Raw genomic sequence first — 15,955 nt, 5'->3', positions numbered from 1 at the left:
AAGTTGTCCGGGTTGCGGGTATAGTCGACCCGTGGCCCCGTCCGACCGTCCCACCGCAGCCGCCCGGCCCCGCGCCGCCCGCGGCGACGGCGAGCTCCTGCGCGAGCACCTGCTCGACGCCGCGAGCGAGCTCGTCCACGAGCAGGGCACGGCGGCGAAGCTCTCGATCCGCCAGGTCACCAAGCGCGCCGGCGTCTCGCCGATGGCGCTCTACCTGCACTTCGAGTCGCTCCCCGCGCTAATCGACGAGCTGATCGAGCACGGCTTCGTCCGCTTCCGCACCGCCCTGCACGACGCCGCCGAGCGGGTGCCCGCCGACGACGCGGTCGGGCGCCTGCAGGCCCTCGGCATCGCCTACCTGCGGTTCGCGCGCGAGGAGCCCGCGATCTACAGCGTGATCTTCGGCGACGAGCACGAGCGCCAGCACGCCGAGCGCCCGGAGCACAAGTCGAGCTCGGGCAGCGCGGCCTTCGAGGACCTCGTCGGCGCGATCGCCGCCTGCCAGGCCGCCGGGCTCGGCCGCCCCGGGGACCCCGCCGCCCTCGGCATCGGCGTCTGGTCCTCGATGCACGGCTTCGCGATGCTCTGCACGATCGAGGACGACCCGAAGTTCCCGTGGCCGAGCGACGAGACGTTCGCCGCGATGATCTACGACGCCTGGATCGCGCCCCGTACCTGACGTGGGACCGCCGGCCGTCGCTCAGACGATCGGGATGTCCTGCACGTCCGGCCCGGCGCCCGCCGGTCGCGGCGTCGCCGACGCCGGACCCATGCGCTCCACGAGCCAGTCGATCAGGGCGCGCACCAGCAGCAGGACCTGACGCACGACCTCGGTGAGCTGCTCCTGCAGCTCCGCGGGGACGAGCGCGCGCAGCGACTCCAGCAGGGCGACGAGCGCCTGCAGCTCCCCGGCGCGGGCCTCGCGGTCGCCGCCGGTGCGCCAGCCGGCCGGCGGGGTGCGCCCCTGCTCGTGCGCCGCCCGCGCGTCCGCGGCCTCGCCCGCGAGGCGCTCGGCCGCCTCCTGGGTGTCCTGGATGCGGCGGCGGAGCTCGTCGAGCGGGTCGTCGTCGGGGCGGTCAGTCATGGGCGAACGTCACGTGCAGGGCGCCGTCGGCGAACGACGCCCCCGACGGACGATAGTCCGCGAGCGCCGGCGGCAGCAGGAGGGTGCGCTTGTGGCCGTCGACGCGCACCACCAGCTCGAGCCCGATCTTCTTCAGCGAGATGTCGCCCTTCTCGGCGAACGGCAGGTCGAGCCGCAGCGTCGCCGAGTCGCGGCGCACCGTCAGCTCCTGCGAGACGGACCCGTGCAGCACGCCGTCCGCGGCGTGGTCGCCGAACAGCGCCCCGCCGAGCTCGTCGAGCATCGCGGGCCCGACGACCTCGCGGTCGAAGTACGGGGCGCGCAGCACCGGAACGGGGGAGAAGGCCTCCTGCACCTCGACGAGCTGCTCCTGCTGGCGGTCGCGCCAGGCGCCGAAGTACGCCCCGACGTCCTGCGGGAAGACCCGGTTGACGACGACCGCGTCGGTGAGGAAGCCGTAGAGGTTCAGGTAGGTGAACGTCCGGCGTGCCTCGTCGATGACCATCCGGTCCGGGTTCATGACCAGCCGCAGCGAGACGTGCTCGTGGTCGCGGAGGATCTCGTTCATCGCGATGAGGTTGCGGATCAGCCGCTGGACGTCCTCCATCACCGCCTCGCCGGGCAGTGCGACGTCCAGGACGGCGCGCGCGAACGGCCGGGCGGCGTCCATCAGGCGCGACTGCTGCGGGAAGACCTTCTCCAGCCACCATCGGGCGACGTCGGGGAACGACAGCAGGCGCAGCGTCTCCCCGGTCGGCGCGCAGTCCACGATCACGACGTCGTAGGCGCCCTCCTCGTAGTGGCGCTTGAGCGCCAGCAGGCTGAACAGCTCGTCCAGGCCCGGCGGGACGGTCAGCTCCTCGGCGCTGATCCGGTCGACCCCGCGCTCCACGAGGATCTGCCCGAGCCAGGCCTGCACCGCCGCCCAGTTGCGCTCCATCTCCTCCTGCGCGCCGACCTGCTGGGCGTCCAGCAGCGGCCCGACCGGGGTCGGCTCGCCGCCGACGTCCTGCCCGAGGCTGTCGGCGAGGCTGTGCGCGGGGTCGGTCGAGAGCACGATCGTGCGTCGGCCGGCGGCCGCGCACGCGCGCGCCGTGGCCGCGGCGACCGACGTCTTCCCGACCCCGCCCTTGCCCGTGTAGAGGATGGTGCGCGGCGGCATCGAGCCCGCAAGGCTACTTCGCGGACGCCACCTTCACTGCGCCCGAGACGATCGTCGCGTTGCCCGCGAGGTCGACCGCCCGGACGCTGATCGCGTAGGACCCGGGAGCCTTCGGGGTGAAGCGCAGGGCCTGCGTGCCGCGCCCCAGGCGGACGGTCCGGCCCGCGACCGGGCGGCCGGCGCGCGTGACGCGCGTGGTGACCGTCGAGATCTTCGACAGCACGTACGGCACCGTCACCCCACGCCGGGCGCGAGGGCGCGCCGGGCGGGCGGCCCGCAGCGTCACCACCGGCCGTGTCCGCAGGTAGCCGGTGAAGCGCTCGGCGGTCCCGCAGTAGAGCGCCGGGTCGGGGACGGCGGGCGTCGCCGTCGCGCCGCCCGCGGCCTGGGCGGCGGCGGCCCGCGCGGTGTCGTCGGTCAGGCGGCCGCAGAGGTTGCGCAGGAAGTCCCGGAGCAGCGTGTGGTACCCGAGGTCCGACTCGCGCGCCTGCGAGTACATCGACCAGGCACCCGTGTCGTAGGCGGGCACCTCGCGCCGCAGCTGCGCCTCGCCGTCGGCGAACAGCGCGCGGCCCCCGTCGTCGTTGGCGAAGGTCGCGAAGTCGCGCAGGCCGATGAGTGACTGCACGAACCCGTTGAGCACCCGCAGCCGCGGGGCGAACGAGTAGATGAGGTAGTGCGCTCCGGCGTCGGTCGCGACCCGGACGCCGGTGGGCGGGGGCGTGCGGAAGATCCCCAGTGCGGCCCGCGCGGTGTCGAAGTACGGGCCGTGCCCGAGGCGGATCGCGGCGCGCGACAGCGCCTGGACCGCGGTCCCCTGCGACAGCGCGCTGACCCATGGCGGCCGGCCGCCGTCGAAGCGGAACCAGGACTCCCAGGCCAGGCCGCCGGCCCGCGGGGTGGCGAGGGCGCCCGCCTCGTCGAGCAGGGCGCGCAGCTCGGGATCGTGGTCGCCCGAGAGGAACAGGCCGTTGGCCTTGCCGAACGTGCCGAGCCACTGCAGCTGGATGCCCTGGCCGGGGTAGCTCTGCCAGACGAGCCGGCTGCCGGAGAACGCGACCCGCTGCCCGTACCCGACGAGCCGTCCGGCCGCCCACCACTGGCGGTTGCGGGCGACGGTCTGGAAGACGGCCGGCAGCCGCGCGGCCGTGAGCGCGCCGGCCGCGGCGACCTCGTCGACCGTGCGCAGCACCCCGCGCAGCTCCACCGCGCGGCGGCCGGTCAGCCGCCGCAGCGTCCGCTGCGCGGCGTCCCACGTCTCGCGGTGGCGGTCGTGGGTCGCCGCGTCGATCGCGCCCGCGTCGCGCAGCCGTGCGAGCTCGCCGCGCACCGTCCGCCGGGAGCGCGCCGCGCGACCCGCCGGCCCGTCCGGCGCCATCGCGGGGGCCGGGGCGGCGGTCCGACCGACCGGTCGGTCGGGAGCGGGGAGGAAGCGGTCGTCGCGGGCGGTCACCCGGCCGTCGGGCTCCAGCACGAGCAGCGGGGCCGCGGCCGCGGGGCCGGCGAGGGCCAGGGCGACGAGCGCGGCCGCGAGCAGGGCGATCGGCGTGGCGCGCACGGGACCGATGCTACGCTCGCCGCCGCCGCGGGCCGCAGCCTGCGTTGCACGTCCGATTCTTGAGGGAGTAGTCCGACCGTGCCGTCCACCCGTCGTGCCGTCCAGGTCCTGTTCACCCTGCTCGCGCTGGTCGCGGGCGGGCTCACGCTCGCCGCGTGCGGCGGCGACGACGGCGGCGGCGGAGGGGACGACAGCGTCTCGGGCATCCTCACCTCGACCTTCGGCTCGGACAAGCCGATCCGCAGCGGCAAGCTCGACGTCGCGGTCTCGCTCGACGCGCAGGGCCTGCCGAGCCTCACCGGTCCGGTGGCGCTGAAGCTCACCGGCCCGTTCCAGAGCAACGGCAGCGAGAAGCTCCCCGCGTTCGACTTCGACCTGTCGCTCGACGCGTCCGGCCAGTCGTTCACCGCCGGGGCCGTGAGCACGGGCGACAAGGGCTTCCTGACCTTCCAGAACCAGAACTTCGCGGTCGGCGACGAGCTCTTCCAGAGCTTCAAGACCGGCTACCAGCAGGCCCAGAAGGAGGCGGGCAGCCAGGAGGACGGCCCGACCTTCAAGGCGCTCGGCATCGACCCGCTGCGCTGGCTGAGCGGCGCGAAGAAGGCCGGCACCGCCGAGACGGGCGGGACCGGCACGACGCACATCACCGCGACCGTCGACGTCCCGAAGTTCCTCCTGGACATCAACACGCTGCTGGAGAAGGCCGACGACCTCGGCGTCGCGCAGCAGGCGCCCGCCGAGGTGCCCGCCACGCTGACCCAGGCCCAGCGCACGCAGATCGCCGAGGCGGTCAAGAGCGCCAAGGTCGACGTCTACTCCGGCCAGGACGACCAGCTGCTGCGCCGGATGGTCGTCGCGGTCCAGTTCGACGTGCCGCAGGCCGAGCGCGCCGGCGTCGGCGGCCTCGAGGGCGGCACGCTGAAGCTCGACCTCACGATCGCCGACCTCAACGAGGAGCAGAAGATCTCCGCGCCCGCGAACGCGCGGCCGCTGGAGGAGCTCACCGGCCAGCTCGGCGGCGGCGCGACCACCGGTGCGGCGGGCGCGTCCGGCACCACCGGTGCGGGCGGCGCGGCGAGCGAGGCGGGCGGGGCGCCGGCCGCCAACCCGGAGTACCTGGAGTGCCTGGACCGGGCCGGGACGGACCTGCGCAAGGTCCAGGAGTGTGCCGGGGCGCTGACCGGGTAGGTTCGGCGCGGTGGATCCGCGCGCACTGCTGACCCCGCAGGGGTGGCCCTACCTCCTCGTCCCGTTCATCCCGGCGGCCGTCGCGTTCGAGCTCGCCGGGCTCGACCCGGTCCTCGTCTTCTTCGCCTCCGCGGCCGGGGTCATCCCGACCGCGGCGCTGATGGGCCGCGCGACCGAGGAGCTCGCGGCGCGCAGCGGGCCGGGGATCGGCGGCCTGCTGAACGTCACGTTCGGCAACGCGCCCGAGCTCATCATCGCGCTGTTCGCGCTCAACGCCGGCCTGCACGAGGTCGTCAAGGCGTCGATCGTCGGCTCGATCATCGGCAACACCCTGTTCGTGCTCGGCGCGGCGATGTTCGCGGGCGGCCTGCGCCGCGACCGGCAGTACTTCAGCGCCGCCGCGGCCTCCGCGCAGTCCTCGATGCTGCTGCTGGCGATCGTCGCGCTCGTGATGCCGGCGATCTTCCAGCTCGTCGACGCCGACGGGCTCCCGCGCCCCGGCGACGAGCGCGTGAACTTCGGCGGCGACGTCGAGACGCTGTCGCTGCTCGTCGCGCTCGTGCTGATCGTCAGCTACGCCGCGGGCCTCGTCTTCTCGCTCGTCACCCACCGCGACCTGTTCAACCCCGACGACGACGAGGACGGGGACCTGGAGGAGCCGTGGACGGTCCGCCGCAGCGTGCTCGCGCTGCTCGTCGCGGGTGTCGCCGTGGGGGCGATGAGCGAGATCCTCGTCGGGTCGATCACCGAGGCGGCGGGCTCGATCGGGCTCAGCGAGTTCTTCGTCGGGGCGATCGTCGTCGCGATCGTCGGCAACGCCGCCGAGCACTGGGTCGCGGTGCTCGTCGCGATGAAGAACAAGATGGACCTCGCGGTGAACATCGCGATCGGCTCCAGCGCGCAGGTCGCGCTGTTCGTCGCGCCGGTCCTGGTGATCGCGAGCTTCGTGCTCGGCCCGCACCCGATGGCGCTCGTGCTCAACGGGTTCGAGCTCGGGGCGATCCTCATGGCCGTGCTCATCGCCGGGCAGGTCGCGCGCGAGGGCGAGAGCACCTGGTTCATGGGCCTGCAGCTGCTGCTCGTGTACCTCGTGATCGCGCTGGCGTTCGCGTTCGCCTGACCCGGTCGCCGCGTCGGTCAGGCCGCCTCCCGCGCCGGCGCCGCCGCCACGGGCGACCACGCCGCACGGACGGCCGCCAGCACGGCGGGCAGCCGCGCGCGTAGGAAGAAGTGCCCGTCGCCCGGCAGCACCGTCGTGCGCCGGTCCCTGATCGTGGCGGTGTGGGCGAGCGCGTGCCCGACCGGGACCGTCGCGTCGTCGCGGCCGTGCCAGACGAGCACGGGTCCCGGCACGGCGGCGGGGGAGAAGCCCCAGGGGCCGAGCGCGAGCCGCAGGTCCTCCAGCACGCAGTCCGGCCCGCCGGCGACGGCGTCGAGGATCGCGGCGGTCATCTGCTCGCGACGCTCGGGCGTCAGATGGGCCCGGTCGGCCGCGGCGCCGCGACGCTCGATCAGGCCGATGAGCGCGTCCGGCCGCGCGCGCACGGCGGCGACCAGCGCGCGGGCCGCGGCACGCGCCGCGCGCGGATGGCGCACGGTCCGCGCGCCGAGCGCCAGCAGCGGCGTCGCCGCGGGCGCGGCCCCCGGTCCGCGCAGCGGCACGGTCGTCGAGATCAGGGCGGTGACGGCGACGCGCTCGCCGAGGCGGTGGGCGCACGCCGCCGCGTAGGGGCCGCCGGCGCTGACGCCGAGGACCGCGAAGCGCGCGAGCCCGAGCGCGTCCGCGAGCGCGCCCAGGTCCTCGGCGAACGAGCGCAGCGTCCGTCCGGGGTGCGGGTCCGAGCCGCCGAAGCCGGGCCGCTGGGGCAGCAGCAGCCGCACACCGGCGTCCTCGAGCGCCTGCTCGGTCCATGGGCAGCGCGCGGGGCGCGTGCCGATCGCGCCGTGCAGCTGCACCAGCGGCAGGCCGTCGGACGGGCCGAGGGCGGTGCAGGCGAGGCGGCGGCCGTCGGGCAGCGGGACGGTGGCGGCGGCGAGGCGGACGGCGGCGGTCACGGCGCTCCTGGGCGGTCGGACGGACGGGAATCTGCCGCTGTGCAGGGTCCTTGCCCGCGGACCGGTCGGTGTGACCGTTCGGGGAACGGGAGCGCCGCCGGGTCAAGCGCGGGCCGCGTCGGCCGACGACCGGGGTGTCATGGACCCGGTCACCGCCACCACCGCCGCGCGCGACACCACCGGTGTCGCGCGCGCGGACCGGGTGACGAGCGACGAGCTGTCCGCCCGCACCGGCGGCGTCTCGCCGACGAGCACCTCGTTCAAGACCGTCCTCGAGGCGGCCGCCGAGGGCCGGGCCCGCTCCGGGGTCGCCGCGGGCGTGACCGCGGCCGAGCGCCACGAGCAGGTCGCCGGGCACCACTACGTGCGGGTGACCGCGGGCGTGCGCGAGGGCAGCTACGTCAACACCAGCGGCAACGCCCGGCACGGCGAGGCGTTCGCGCTCGTCGAGCGCGGCGGGCGGACGTTCCACGTGTACGGCGAGGGCGCCGACCGGCGGATCGTCGAGATCCGGCGCGCGACACGCGACCCCGCCGCTCCCACGCCGGCCGACCCGTCGGTCGCGGCCACGCCCGCCGCGACCACCGTCGCGCCGACGACCACGACCACCACCGCGACGGTCCAGGACCCGGACGTCACGGGCGACGGCGGCGGCCTCGAGGCCCCCGAGGACGACGCGCGCTGATCGCGTCGCTCAGGCCTCGAGCTCGCGGACCTGCCGGGCGATCTCCGCCTCGACGTCCAGCGGCTCCTGCCCGGCCTTCACGCGGCGGCGGTTGCGTGCCTCCACGAGCGTGCGGATCTCGTCCAGCAGCTCCGGGTCGATCCGCGTCGCGGTGAGCGCGGCGAGCTCCTCCTCGACGTCCAGTGGCGCCTCGCCGCGGCGGACGCGCCGCACGTTGCGGGCCTCGAGCATCTGCCGGATCTCCTCGTCGCGCTCACGCGCGAGCGCCGCGCCCTGGGCCGCGGCGGGCCGGGGACGCTCCTCGTGGAAGCCACCCTGGCCGATCTGGTCGTAGCTGCGGTCGCTCGTCGCGAGCGTCAGGACCGCGATGACGATCCCCACGCCGACGACGGCGAACAGCACGATCCCGAAGACCTCCTGCACCGTCCCAGCTTAGGCTCTGCGCATGTGGCGACGGCTGAGACGGCGCACGATGGGTCCGAGCCGGCCCGCGGTCCACGGCGACCAGTGGCCGCTGCTCGCCGTCACGCTGGTCGCGCTGGTCGGCAGCGTCGTGTTCGTCCTGACCGTCGTCCTCGACGGCTGAGACGACCGCGGGACGGCGCGCCGTCCGCGGGCGCCCGCTGCGATCCTTGGGGGGATGCCGGACCGCTCCACCCGCGACGCCGTCGCCCAGGCGGCGCCCCTGCCCGAGGCCCAGGCGGCCGCCGGGGCCCGCGGTGGCGGCCGGGCGGCGGGCGGGGGCGACCCGCTGGTCGGCGAGCTGCGGCGCGCCGGGCTGCTGCCCGCCCTGGTCCTGCACCTGCTCGCCGACGACCGCTCCTACGGCAACCAGCTGATGGATCGCGTCACGGAGGTGACCGCCGGGCTCGTGACGGTCAACCCGAACACGATGTACCCGCTGCTGCGCGACCTCGAGGCACGCGGGCTGATCGCCGGGGAGTGGGAGCACCCGGAGCGGCGCTCGCGCCGGTTCTACCGCCGCACCGCGGCCGGCGCGCAGGAGCACGAGCGGCTGCGCGCGGCGCTGGAGCCGCGGCTGGCCGCGGTCGCCGCCGCGGTCACCCGGCTGCAGGCCGAGCTCGACCTCGAGCCCGGACCCGGTCTGCCACCATCGCGCCCATGACCGTCCGCCGCTCGCGTCCCGTCCGGTGAGCGCCGCCGCGCTCGCCGACCTCGTCCGCGGGGCCGGCTCCGTCGTCGCGCTCACGGGCGCGGGGATCTCCGTCCCGTCGGGCATCCCGGACTTCCGCTCCCCCGGGACGGGGCTGTGGGAGAACGTCGACCCGATGGAGGTCGCGCACATCGACGCGTGGCGCGCCGACCCCGCGCGGTTCTGGCACTTCTACGGGGACCGCTTCACGACCCTGCGCGAGAAGCAGCCCAACGGCGCCCACCGGGCACTGGTGGCGCTCGAGCGGGCGGGCCATCTCGACGCCGTCGTCACGCAGAACATCGACATGCTGCACCGGCGCGCGGGCACGGCCGAGCTGGTCGAGGTCCACGGGACGATCGAGCACTCCTCGTGCCTGTCGTGCCTGCGCCGCTACCCGGTCGACGTCGTGCGCGAGCGACTCGCGGCCGCCGCGGACGGCGTGCCCGGCTGCGACTGCGGCCGCCCGCTGAAGCCGGACGTCGTGCTCTTCGGCGAGTTCCTGCCGGAGGGCGCGCTCGAGCGGGCGGCGTCGCTGGCGGCGGGGGCGGACGTGCTGCTGTGCATCGGCACGTCGCTGGAGGTCCACCCGGTCGCGCAGCTGCCCGGCGTCACCCAGGCGGCGGGCGGCACCGTCGTGGTGGTGACGCAGGGCCCGACGCCCTGGGACGGCCGGGCGGCGCTGAAGCTCGACGGCGACGTGGTCGCCGAGCTCGAGGCGGTCGTGGCCGCGCTCGGGATCGCCTAGTCCGTCGCGGGGGGCGGCAGGCGCCGCAGCAGCTCCTCGAGCGTCGCCTCCATGCGGGTGAGGCGCGCGTCGAGGTCGGCCGTCCCCTGGAGCGCGGCGAGCCGGTCGTCGAGCCGGTCGACGCCGTCCTCGATGCCCTCCAGCCGCTGGGACAGCGACCGCACCCGGCGTGACAGCCGGTCGACGTCGGCGGCGGACGGGATGTTCAGCGCGCCCATCGCCGCCTCCTGCGCGTGCACCGCGCGCTCGCGGGCCTCGAAGGCGCGCGAGAGCGCGCCGCTGACCAGCGGGCTGCCGAGCAGCTCCTGGGCGATCCGCCCGAGCGGGTCCTCGCCCTTGCGCGGGACGTCGTCGCGGTCGTCGGACGGGTGCTCGCTCATCGTCCTCCGAGCGTAGCGGGCGGCCCGAAGCAGCTGGAAACGGCCGGGAAAACCGGCTGCTCCCGACCGCTCGACCCGGATGGGGGGTGGATTACCCCCTTTCGGGCGAGGGACGGCGCCGGTTGGGCGTTGCATTCCGGCTGAGCGGCCGGGTAGCGTGCCTGCATTCCGGTCGAGGGGTCCGTGGTAGGGTCCGCCGCGCCGGGCGGCGGATGACGGACGTGACCGGCACAGCGGGGGGAGGAGCCCGCAAACACGCATGAACAAGCGCAAGCTGCTTCTGGGTCTCACTTCTGCTGGCGTCGTCGCGGCGGGCTTCGGCTCGACCGTCGGCTCGGCGAGCGCGGACCCTCGGACATTCCAGGTCACCCTGCTCGGAGGCGCGGTGATCACGGTCACGCTGGACGTGCCTCCCGGCACGCCGGTGGGCCAGATCAAGATCCCCGGGATCGAGCTGCCCATCCTCGGCATCCAGGAGGTCGGCGGGACGCCGGCCGCCCCGTCGCCGACCGCGACGCCGGCGCCAACCCCCGAGCCCGCTCCGGGTGGCGAGGTCACGACGATCGAGGGTGCCCCGCAGGTCGTGCAGGAGGCCGGCTCCGCCGAGCAGGAGACCTCGGGCACGAAGACCCGCACCCCGTCGAAGAGCACGAAGGCCGTCCAGCAGGCCGCCGAGCAGCTCGCCGCCGCCAAGAAGGACGCGGCCGAGCGCCGGCAGGCCACGAAGCTGCGCAACAGCGACGGGTCGCCGACCGAGGTCAACCCGGGCTTCGCGATGTCGCTGCCCGGCGTCGCGCCGATCGGCGTCCCCAACTTCTTCATCGAGAAGTTCCGGATCCCGCCGTTCCTGCTGCCGATCTACCAGGCGGCCGGGATCGAGTACGGGGTGCGCTGGGAGATCCTCGCGGCGATCAACGAGATCGAGACCGACTACGGCCGCAACCTCAACGTGTCCTCCGCGGGCGCGCTGGGCTGGATGCAGTTCATCCCGTCCTCGTGGAAGGCCTACGGCGTCGACGCCAACCGCGACGGCAAGAAGGACCCGTACAACCCGGTCGACGCGATCTTCGCCGCCGCCCGGTACCTCAAGGCCGCCGGCGCCGACGAGGACATCCGCAAGGCGATCTTCGCCTACAACCACGCCGACTGGTACGTCGACAGCGTGCTCATGCGCGCCCGGCTGATCGGCGGCCTGCCCGCCGACCTCGTCGGCTCGCTGACCGGCCTGACCCAGGGCCAGTTCCCGGTCCACGCGAAGGCCACCTACGCCGACGACCTCTCCGAGGCCGATGCGGTCAAGCGCGTCGCCAAGGGCCAGAACGCCGCGAACGTCGTCGAGTCGACCGCCCGTCGCGGCATCGACATCTTCGCGAAGGCCGGCAGCTCGGTCATCGCCGTCCAGGACGGCAAGATCGTGAAGATCGGCAAGAGCAAGCGGCTCGGCCGCTTCCTCCAGCTCGAGGACGCCTACGGCAACACGTACACGTACGCGGAGCTCGGCAGCGTCGCGCGCAAGCACCCGGTGCCGAAGGCCGCGAGCGTCTCCGAGTCCGCCGTCGCCAAGGAGCTCGAGCTCCCGAAGGACAAGGCGCCGAAGGCTCCCGCGTCCGCCGGGACGCAGAAGGCCGCCGAGGTCGTCGAGCGGGTCGCCAAGACCGCGACCGACTCGGTCAAGGCCGGCAAGGAGCGCCTGTTCGCGAACCCCGCGCGTCCGCAGGCCTACGAGGCCGGGGGCGACAAGCAGGTCGCCGACCAGGGCGAGGCCCTCACCGACTCGTCGACCTTCGACACGTACTTCACCGACGTCTACGGCCTGAAGAAGGACGACGTCGTCCTCAAGGACCTCAAGGTCGGCTCGAAGGTCATCGCGGGCACCGTCCTCGGCCGCATCGGCAAGGGCACCTCGCGCACGGCCTCGCACGTGAAGTTCGAGATCCGCCCGGCCGGGCGCGGCGCGCCGCGCATCGACCCGAAGCCGATCCTCGACGGCTGGAAGCTGCTCGAGTCGACCGCGGTCTACCGCGCCGCCGGCAAGAACCCGTTCTTCGGCCCCGACTCGAAGAACCCGACGATCGGCCAGATCCTCCTGATGTCCAAGGAGGCGCTGCAGAAGAGCGTCCTGGACGACCCGCGCATCGAGATCTACGAGTGCGGCCGTCGTGACATCAAGGCGGGCCTCGTCGACCGCCGCGTGCTCGCGACGATGGCGTTCCTCTCGGCGTCCGGTCTGAAGCCGACGGTCACGTCGCTGCGCTGCGGCCGCTCGTCGATCTTCACGGCCTCGGGCAACCTGTCGGCCCACCCGTCCGGGTCGGCGCTCGACATCGCGAAGATCAACGGCATCCCGATCATCGGCAACCAGGGCGCGGGCTCGGTCACGGAGCTGACGATCCGCCGGCTGCTCACGCTCCAGGGCACGATGCGGCCGAACCAGATCATCAGCCTGATGACCTTCGACGGCGCGGACAACACGATCGCGCTGCCCGACCACGCGGACCACATCCACGTCGGCTTCAGCCCGCTCTACAGCGAGAACGGCAAGCTCGCCAAGCAGCTGAACAGCACGCTCAAGCCGTCGCAGTGGATGAAGCTCATCGACCGGATCGGCAACATCGACAACCCGACCGTCGCGACGGAGCCGTCGAAGTACGCGATCCCCGCGGGCAAGGACGTGCCGACCGCCGCGGAGCGCGCGAACAGCGCACGACGCGGGAAGTAGTGTCCGAGCCGGCCGGCGCGCCGCTGCCGCACTTCAAGTTCGTCCAGCTCGAGTTCCCCTGGGAGCTCGGGCCGGAGGAGGGGCGCTACGTCGTCCGTGGCCACGCCGGTGAGGTCGACCAGGTCGTCGTGCTCCAGACGCTCGGGGCTCCCGAGCGTCGCGGCCTGGTCCGCAACCGGCGGGCGAGGGACGTGCCGTCCGAGCCGCCCGCCACGCCGGTGCCCGTGAGCCGCGTGACGGTCGTCGGCCCGAAGCCGTTCCCGTCGCTGGACGATGCCGCCCGCTGGCGCCGTGAGGTCGACGGCGAGGAGGAGGCCGCCGAGGCGATCCGGGTCCTCAACCGGATGCTGCACCTGCACCGCACCGCGACGGCGGATCCGACGGTCCGCGAGGTCTCGCGTCCGCAGGCGCTGGTCGTCCGCGTCGGCACCGGGGAGGGCGAGCAGCTCGCGCACAGCCGTTGGGCGGAGGCGGTCGAGCTGCCGCCGCAGGCGCGCCGGCGGCAGACCGGTCGCGAGGCGGCGCTGCGTCCGCAGGAGCGTCTCGCGGCGCTGCTGGGCGGGCGGGACGTCGCCCTGGCGTGCGAGGAGCTGATCCTGCGCGCCCGGCTGGACCTCGACGGGGACCGCACGCGCGAGGCGGCCCTGCAGCTGCGCGTCGCGCTGGAGGCGGCGATCGCCGAGCTGGCCCCGTGGGCCGACCGGGCCCAGATCGCCGACCGGCTCGAGGCGCTGCGGGCGGAGCGCCGCGCCGTCGGCGCCGCCGCCAACCGCGCCCTGGAGGGCGGGCTGGACGAGGAGACCGTCGAGGACGTCCGGCGCGTCGTCGGGCTCGTCGAGGGGATCGTCCGGCTGCGGACGTCGTTCGGCTTCGGCTGACGCGACGGGGTGGCGGGTCCGCGGCGGCCGCGGACGGTCAGGTGGCCGCGCGTTCCTCGTGCACGGGCATCGGCGCGGGCGTGAGCGCCGCGGCACCGATGACGAGCGCGAACGCCGCGAGCCGCAGGACGACGCCGAGCGTCCCCTCCGGCAGCGGCTCGCCGAAGACCACGAGGCCGGAGGTGATCGTGCTGAGGTTCGCCGCCGCCGAGGTCACCGCGATGACCGGCACCGGGTCGCCGATCTGCAGCGACCGGGCGGAGACGACGAGCCCGATCAGCGACAGCACGAGGATGACCAGCGCGAGCGGGTGGACGAGCACGAGCAGGCCGTCGTCCTCGAGGTGGCCGGTGAGCGCCTTGATCGACACGTCCGAGCCGCCCCACTGCAGCCCGGCGGCCGCCGCGAGGATCACGCCGGCGTGGCGGGGGATGCGGGAGGCGAGCACCATCGCGACACCGGACGTCACGGTCAGCCCACCGACGTACAGGGCGAGCGTCGCGCCCTCGTAGTCGCTGTGGGCGCTATCGGCGGCCTCGCCGCCGAGGGTGGCGGCGAGGATCGCGAGGCCCGCCGCGGTGAGCGCGACCCCGATCCACTCGCGCCGGCGGACCTCGAGGCCGAAGAGGCGGTCCGCGACGACGGTCAGCAGGACGAGACCCCCGGCGATGACGGTCTGCACCAGGGTGATGGGGGCGAGCGCGAGCGCGGCGACGTGGAAGACCCACGAGCCCATGGCTACGAGGATCCCGATCGTCCACCAGCGGTTGGCGAACAGCGCCCGGGTGGAGGCGATCGGGGTGCGCCACTGCACCTCGGGCGCGTGGATCGCGCCGCGGTGCTTGAAGAGGAAGCCGAGGATCGAGACGAACGCCGTGGCGACCGACAGGACGAGCCCGAGCTGGACGGAGAGGCTCACCCGGCGCCGTCCGTCGCGGCGGCGCGCTCGCGGCGGGCCTTCTGCGCCTCGAGCTCGGGGTCGACGAGGCCGCGGGCGGGCGCGCCTTCGAGGGGCGGGATGCCGAGCCCGGCGACGGCGGCGTGCCCGAGCGCGGCGCCGGCGGCGACGAGTCCGTCGGCGTCGAGCCGCTCGCGGCCACCGTCGGCGAGCCGGTCGCTGACCGCGAGCACGCAGCCGACGCGGATGCCGCGCAGCTCCCCGACGCGCAGCAGCGCGGCGGCCTCCATCTCGACGACGTCGGCCCCGGCGGCGCGCCAGCGGGGCGTCGTCGAGCTGTCGCGCTCGTAGAAGACGTCGGTGCTGACCGCCACGCGCGGGGTCGTGCCGGTGGCCTGCGCGAGCGCGGCGACGTACCCGGGGTCGGCGGGCAGGACGCCGTCGGCGCCCAGCGCGCGGCTGGTCCCGTCCGCGGCGAGCGCGCCCGCGGCGACGACCAGCTCGCCGAGCGCCAGCTCGGGCACGAGCGCCCCGCACGTGCCGACCCGGATCGCCTCGGTGACGCCCATGTCGATCAGCTCCTCGAGCACGATCGCGGCGCTCGGTCCGCCCATCCCGGTGGCCTGGACGGTGAGCAGCTCGCCGTCCGCCGCGGGGCCGGTGTAGCCCCACAGGCCGCGGTGGTGGTTGAACATCTTCGGCCCGTCGAGCAGCAGCTGCGCGAGCGCGAGCGCGCGGCCCGGGTCCCCCGGGAGCAGGACGCGCGGCGCGAGCTCCGTGGTCGGGTGGACGTGGATCCCTGGCACCGGCACGGCGAGGGAGGATAGTCTGCGGGGCGTGGCCAAGAAGAACAAGAAGAGCAAGAGCCGCGCCGAGCAGGTCCGGACCGCGGTCGACCAGGCGTTCCAGGCCACCGCGCAGGTGACCGCCGAGGGCGCGCAGGAGACCCGCGAGCGCGCCCACGCGCTCGCCGACGAGCTGGCCAACGCCGCCACCCGGGTCCGCGAGGCGCTCGAGGAGCTGCGTCCGGCCGCGGGCGACGAGGTCAAGCGCCTGACCGAGCGCGTGGCCGCGCTGGAGGAGAAGGTCGCCGCGCTCGAGGCCGCCGCGGCCAAGCCGGCGCCCGCCCGTCGCGCGCCGGCGCGCAAGCCGGCGGCCGCCGCGAAGCCGGCCGCGGCGAAGCCCGCGCCGCGCCGTGCCGCCGCCGCGAAGCCTGCCGCGATCAAGCCCGCCGCCGCGAAGCCTGCCGCGACCAAGCGCGCCGCCGCGAAGCCTGCGGCGAGCAAGCCCGCCGCGACCAAGCCCGCCGCGAGCAAGCCCGCCGCCCGGCGCGCGCCCGCCAAGCCGGCGGCCAAGCCCGCCGCCCGCACGTCGACCGCCACGAAGACCGACGGCGGCACCACGCCGCCCGCGTCGACGAGCAGCTCGTAGTCCCGGGGGTTCACGC

General features: G+C 74.9%; 17 protein-coding genes. 9 read left to right on the top strand and 8 right to left on the bottom strand.

The features are described 5' to 3' along the window. The first annotated feature begins 31 nt into the window (after positions 1-31). Complete coding sequence (locus C7Y72_RS22855; protein WP_158276895.1) at positions 32-679, top strand: TetR/AcrR family transcriptional regulator; 648 nt, start codon at positions 32-34, stop codon at positions 677-679. Between the two features lie 21 nt (positions 680-700). Here C7Y72_RS22855 and C7Y72_RS16465 read toward each other — a convergent pair whose 3' ends face one another. Genes C7Y72_RS16465 through C7Y72_RS16455 form a run of 3 tightly spaced genes read right to left on the bottom strand, consistent with a single transcriptional unit; the run spans position 701 to position 3,804 of the window. Next, positions 701-1,084, bottom strand: coding sequence for a hypothetical protein (locus C7Y72_RS16465; protein ID WP_158276894.1), 384 nt, complete (start codon positions 1,082-1,084; stop codon positions 701-703). Then, complete coding sequence (locus C7Y72_RS16460; protein ID WP_107570261.1) at positions 1,077-2,246, bottom strand: ArsA family ATPase; 1,170 nt, start codon at positions 2,244-2,246, stop codon at positions 1,077-1,079. The genes C7Y72_RS16465 and C7Y72_RS16460 overlap by 8 nt, the downstream gene beginning before the upstream one ends. Positions 2,247-2,259: 13 nt before the next feature. Further along, positions 2,260-3,804 carry a D-glucuronyl C5-epimerase family protein gene (locus C7Y72_RS16455; protein ID WP_107570260.1) on the bottom strand — a complete coding sequence of 515 codons (1,545 nt, stop codon included), beginning with the start codon at positions 3,802-3,804 and terminating at the stop codon, positions 2,260-2,262. A 78-nt stretch (positions 3,805-3,882) separates the two neighbouring features. Between C7Y72_RS16455 and C7Y72_RS23810 the strand changes: the two genes are divergently transcribed. Further along, on the top strand, positions 3,883-4,992 hold the full coding sequence (locus tag C7Y72_RS23810; RefSeq protein ID WP_199223991.1) for a hypothetical protein: 1,110 nt from the start codon (positions 3,883-3,885) through the stop codon (positions 4,990-4,992). A 10-nt stretch (positions 4,993-5,002) separates the two neighbouring features. Continuing rightward, positions 5,003-6,112: a calcium/proton exchanger gene (gene cax, locus C7Y72_RS16445; protein WP_199223990.1), complete on the top strand. Its 1,110-nt coding sequence runs from the start codon at positions 5,003-5,005 to the stop codon at positions 6,110-6,112. A gap of 17 nt (positions 6,113-6,129) precedes the next feature. Here cax and C7Y72_RS16440 read toward each other — a convergent pair whose 3' ends face one another. Then, positions 6,130-7,047, bottom strand: a complete 918-nt coding sequence (locus C7Y72_RS16440; RefSeq protein ID WP_158276893.1) for an alpha/beta fold hydrolase — start codon at positions 7,045-7,047, stop codon at positions 6,130-6,132. Positions 7,048-7,186: 139 nt separating this feature from the next. Between C7Y72_RS16440 and C7Y72_RS16435 the strand changes: the two genes are divergently transcribed. Continuing rightward, positions 7,187-7,732, top strand: coding sequence for a hypothetical protein (locus C7Y72_RS16435; RefSeq protein WP_107570258.1), 546 nt, complete (start codon positions 7,187-7,189; stop codon positions 7,730-7,732). Between the two features lie 9 nt (positions 7,733-7,741). Here the strand turns inward: C7Y72_RS16435 and C7Y72_RS16430 are convergent, their stop codons facing one another. Further along, on the bottom strand, positions 7,742-8,155 hold the full coding sequence (locus C7Y72_RS16430; RefSeq protein WP_107570257.1) for a hypothetical protein: 414 nt from the start codon (positions 8,153-8,155) through the stop codon (positions 7,742-7,744). A 217-nt stretch (positions 8,156-8,372) separates the two neighbouring features. On the opposite strand from C7Y72_RS16430, the gene C7Y72_RS16425 reads away from it, so the two are divergent. Together C7Y72_RS16425 and C7Y72_RS16420 are read left to right on the top strand one after the other, a co-directional pair. Next, entirely contained in the window at positions 8,373-8,858 is a 486-nt protein-coding gene (locus C7Y72_RS16425; protein WP_107570256.1) for a PadR family transcriptional regulator, read from the top strand. A 25-nt stretch (positions 8,859-8,883) separates the two neighbouring features. Then, complete coding sequence (locus C7Y72_RS16420; RefSeq protein ID WP_107570255.1) at positions 8,884-9,633, top strand: SIR2 family NAD-dependent protein deacylase; 750 nt, start codon at positions 8,884-8,886, stop codon at positions 9,631-9,633. Here the strand turns inward: C7Y72_RS16420 and C7Y72_RS16415 are convergent. Further along, on the bottom strand, positions 9,630-10,013 hold the full coding sequence (locus tag C7Y72_RS16415) for a hypothetical protein (RefSeq protein WP_107570254.1): 384 nt from the start codon (positions 10,011-10,013) through the stop codon (positions 9,630-9,632). The two genes, C7Y72_RS16420 and C7Y72_RS16415, sit on opposite strands and share 4 nt — an antisense overlap. 259 nt (positions 10,014-10,272) lie before the next feature. On the opposite strand from C7Y72_RS16415, the gene C7Y72_RS16410 reads away from it, so the two are divergent. After that, positions 10,273-12,732, top strand: a complete 2,460-nt coding sequence (locus tag C7Y72_RS16410; RefSeq protein ID WP_107570253.1) for a lytic murein transglycosylase — start codon at positions 10,273-10,275, stop codon at positions 12,730-12,732. After that, complete coding sequence (locus tag C7Y72_RS16405; RefSeq protein ID WP_107570252.1) at positions 12,732-13,610, top strand: hypothetical protein; 879 nt, start codon at positions 12,732-12,734, stop codon at positions 13,608-13,610. Before C7Y72_RS16410 ends, C7Y72_RS16405 begins: the two co-directional genes overlap by 1 nt. A 37-nt stretch (positions 13,611-13,647) precedes the next feature. Here C7Y72_RS16405 and C7Y72_RS16400 read toward each other — a convergent pair whose 3' ends face one another. Both C7Y72_RS16400 and C7Y72_RS16395 read right to left on the bottom strand, forming a co-directional pair. Beyond that, positions 13,648-14,529 carry a DMT family protein gene (locus C7Y72_RS16400; protein ID WP_107570251.1) on the bottom strand — a complete coding sequence of 294 codons (882 nt, stop codon included), beginning with the start codon at positions 14,527-14,529 and terminating at the stop codon, positions 13,648-13,650. After that, entirely contained in the window at positions 14,526-15,320 is a 795-nt protein-coding gene (locus C7Y72_RS16395) for a phosphorylase family protein (RefSeq protein WP_158276892.1), read from the bottom strand. The genes C7Y72_RS16400 and C7Y72_RS16395 overlap by 4 nt, the downstream gene beginning before the upstream one ends. 25 nt (positions 15,321-15,345) lie before the next feature. Between C7Y72_RS16395 and C7Y72_RS23805 the strand changes: the two genes are divergently transcribed. Then, positions 15,346-15,939, top strand: coding sequence for a hypothetical protein (locus tag C7Y72_RS23805; RefSeq protein ID WP_199223989.1), 594 nt, complete (start codon positions 15,346-15,348; stop codon positions 15,937-15,939). The last annotated feature ends 16 nt before the right edge of the window (positions 15,940-15,955 follow it).

This window comes from Paraconexibacter algicola (assembly GCF_003044185.1).
GTDB lineage: Bacteria > Actinomycetota > Thermoleophilia > Solirubrobacterales > Solirubrobacteraceae > Paraconexibacter > Paraconexibacter algicola.
Note: the sequence above shows the minus strand (reverse complement) of the source record. Positions and strands in the feature narration are given on the sequence as shown.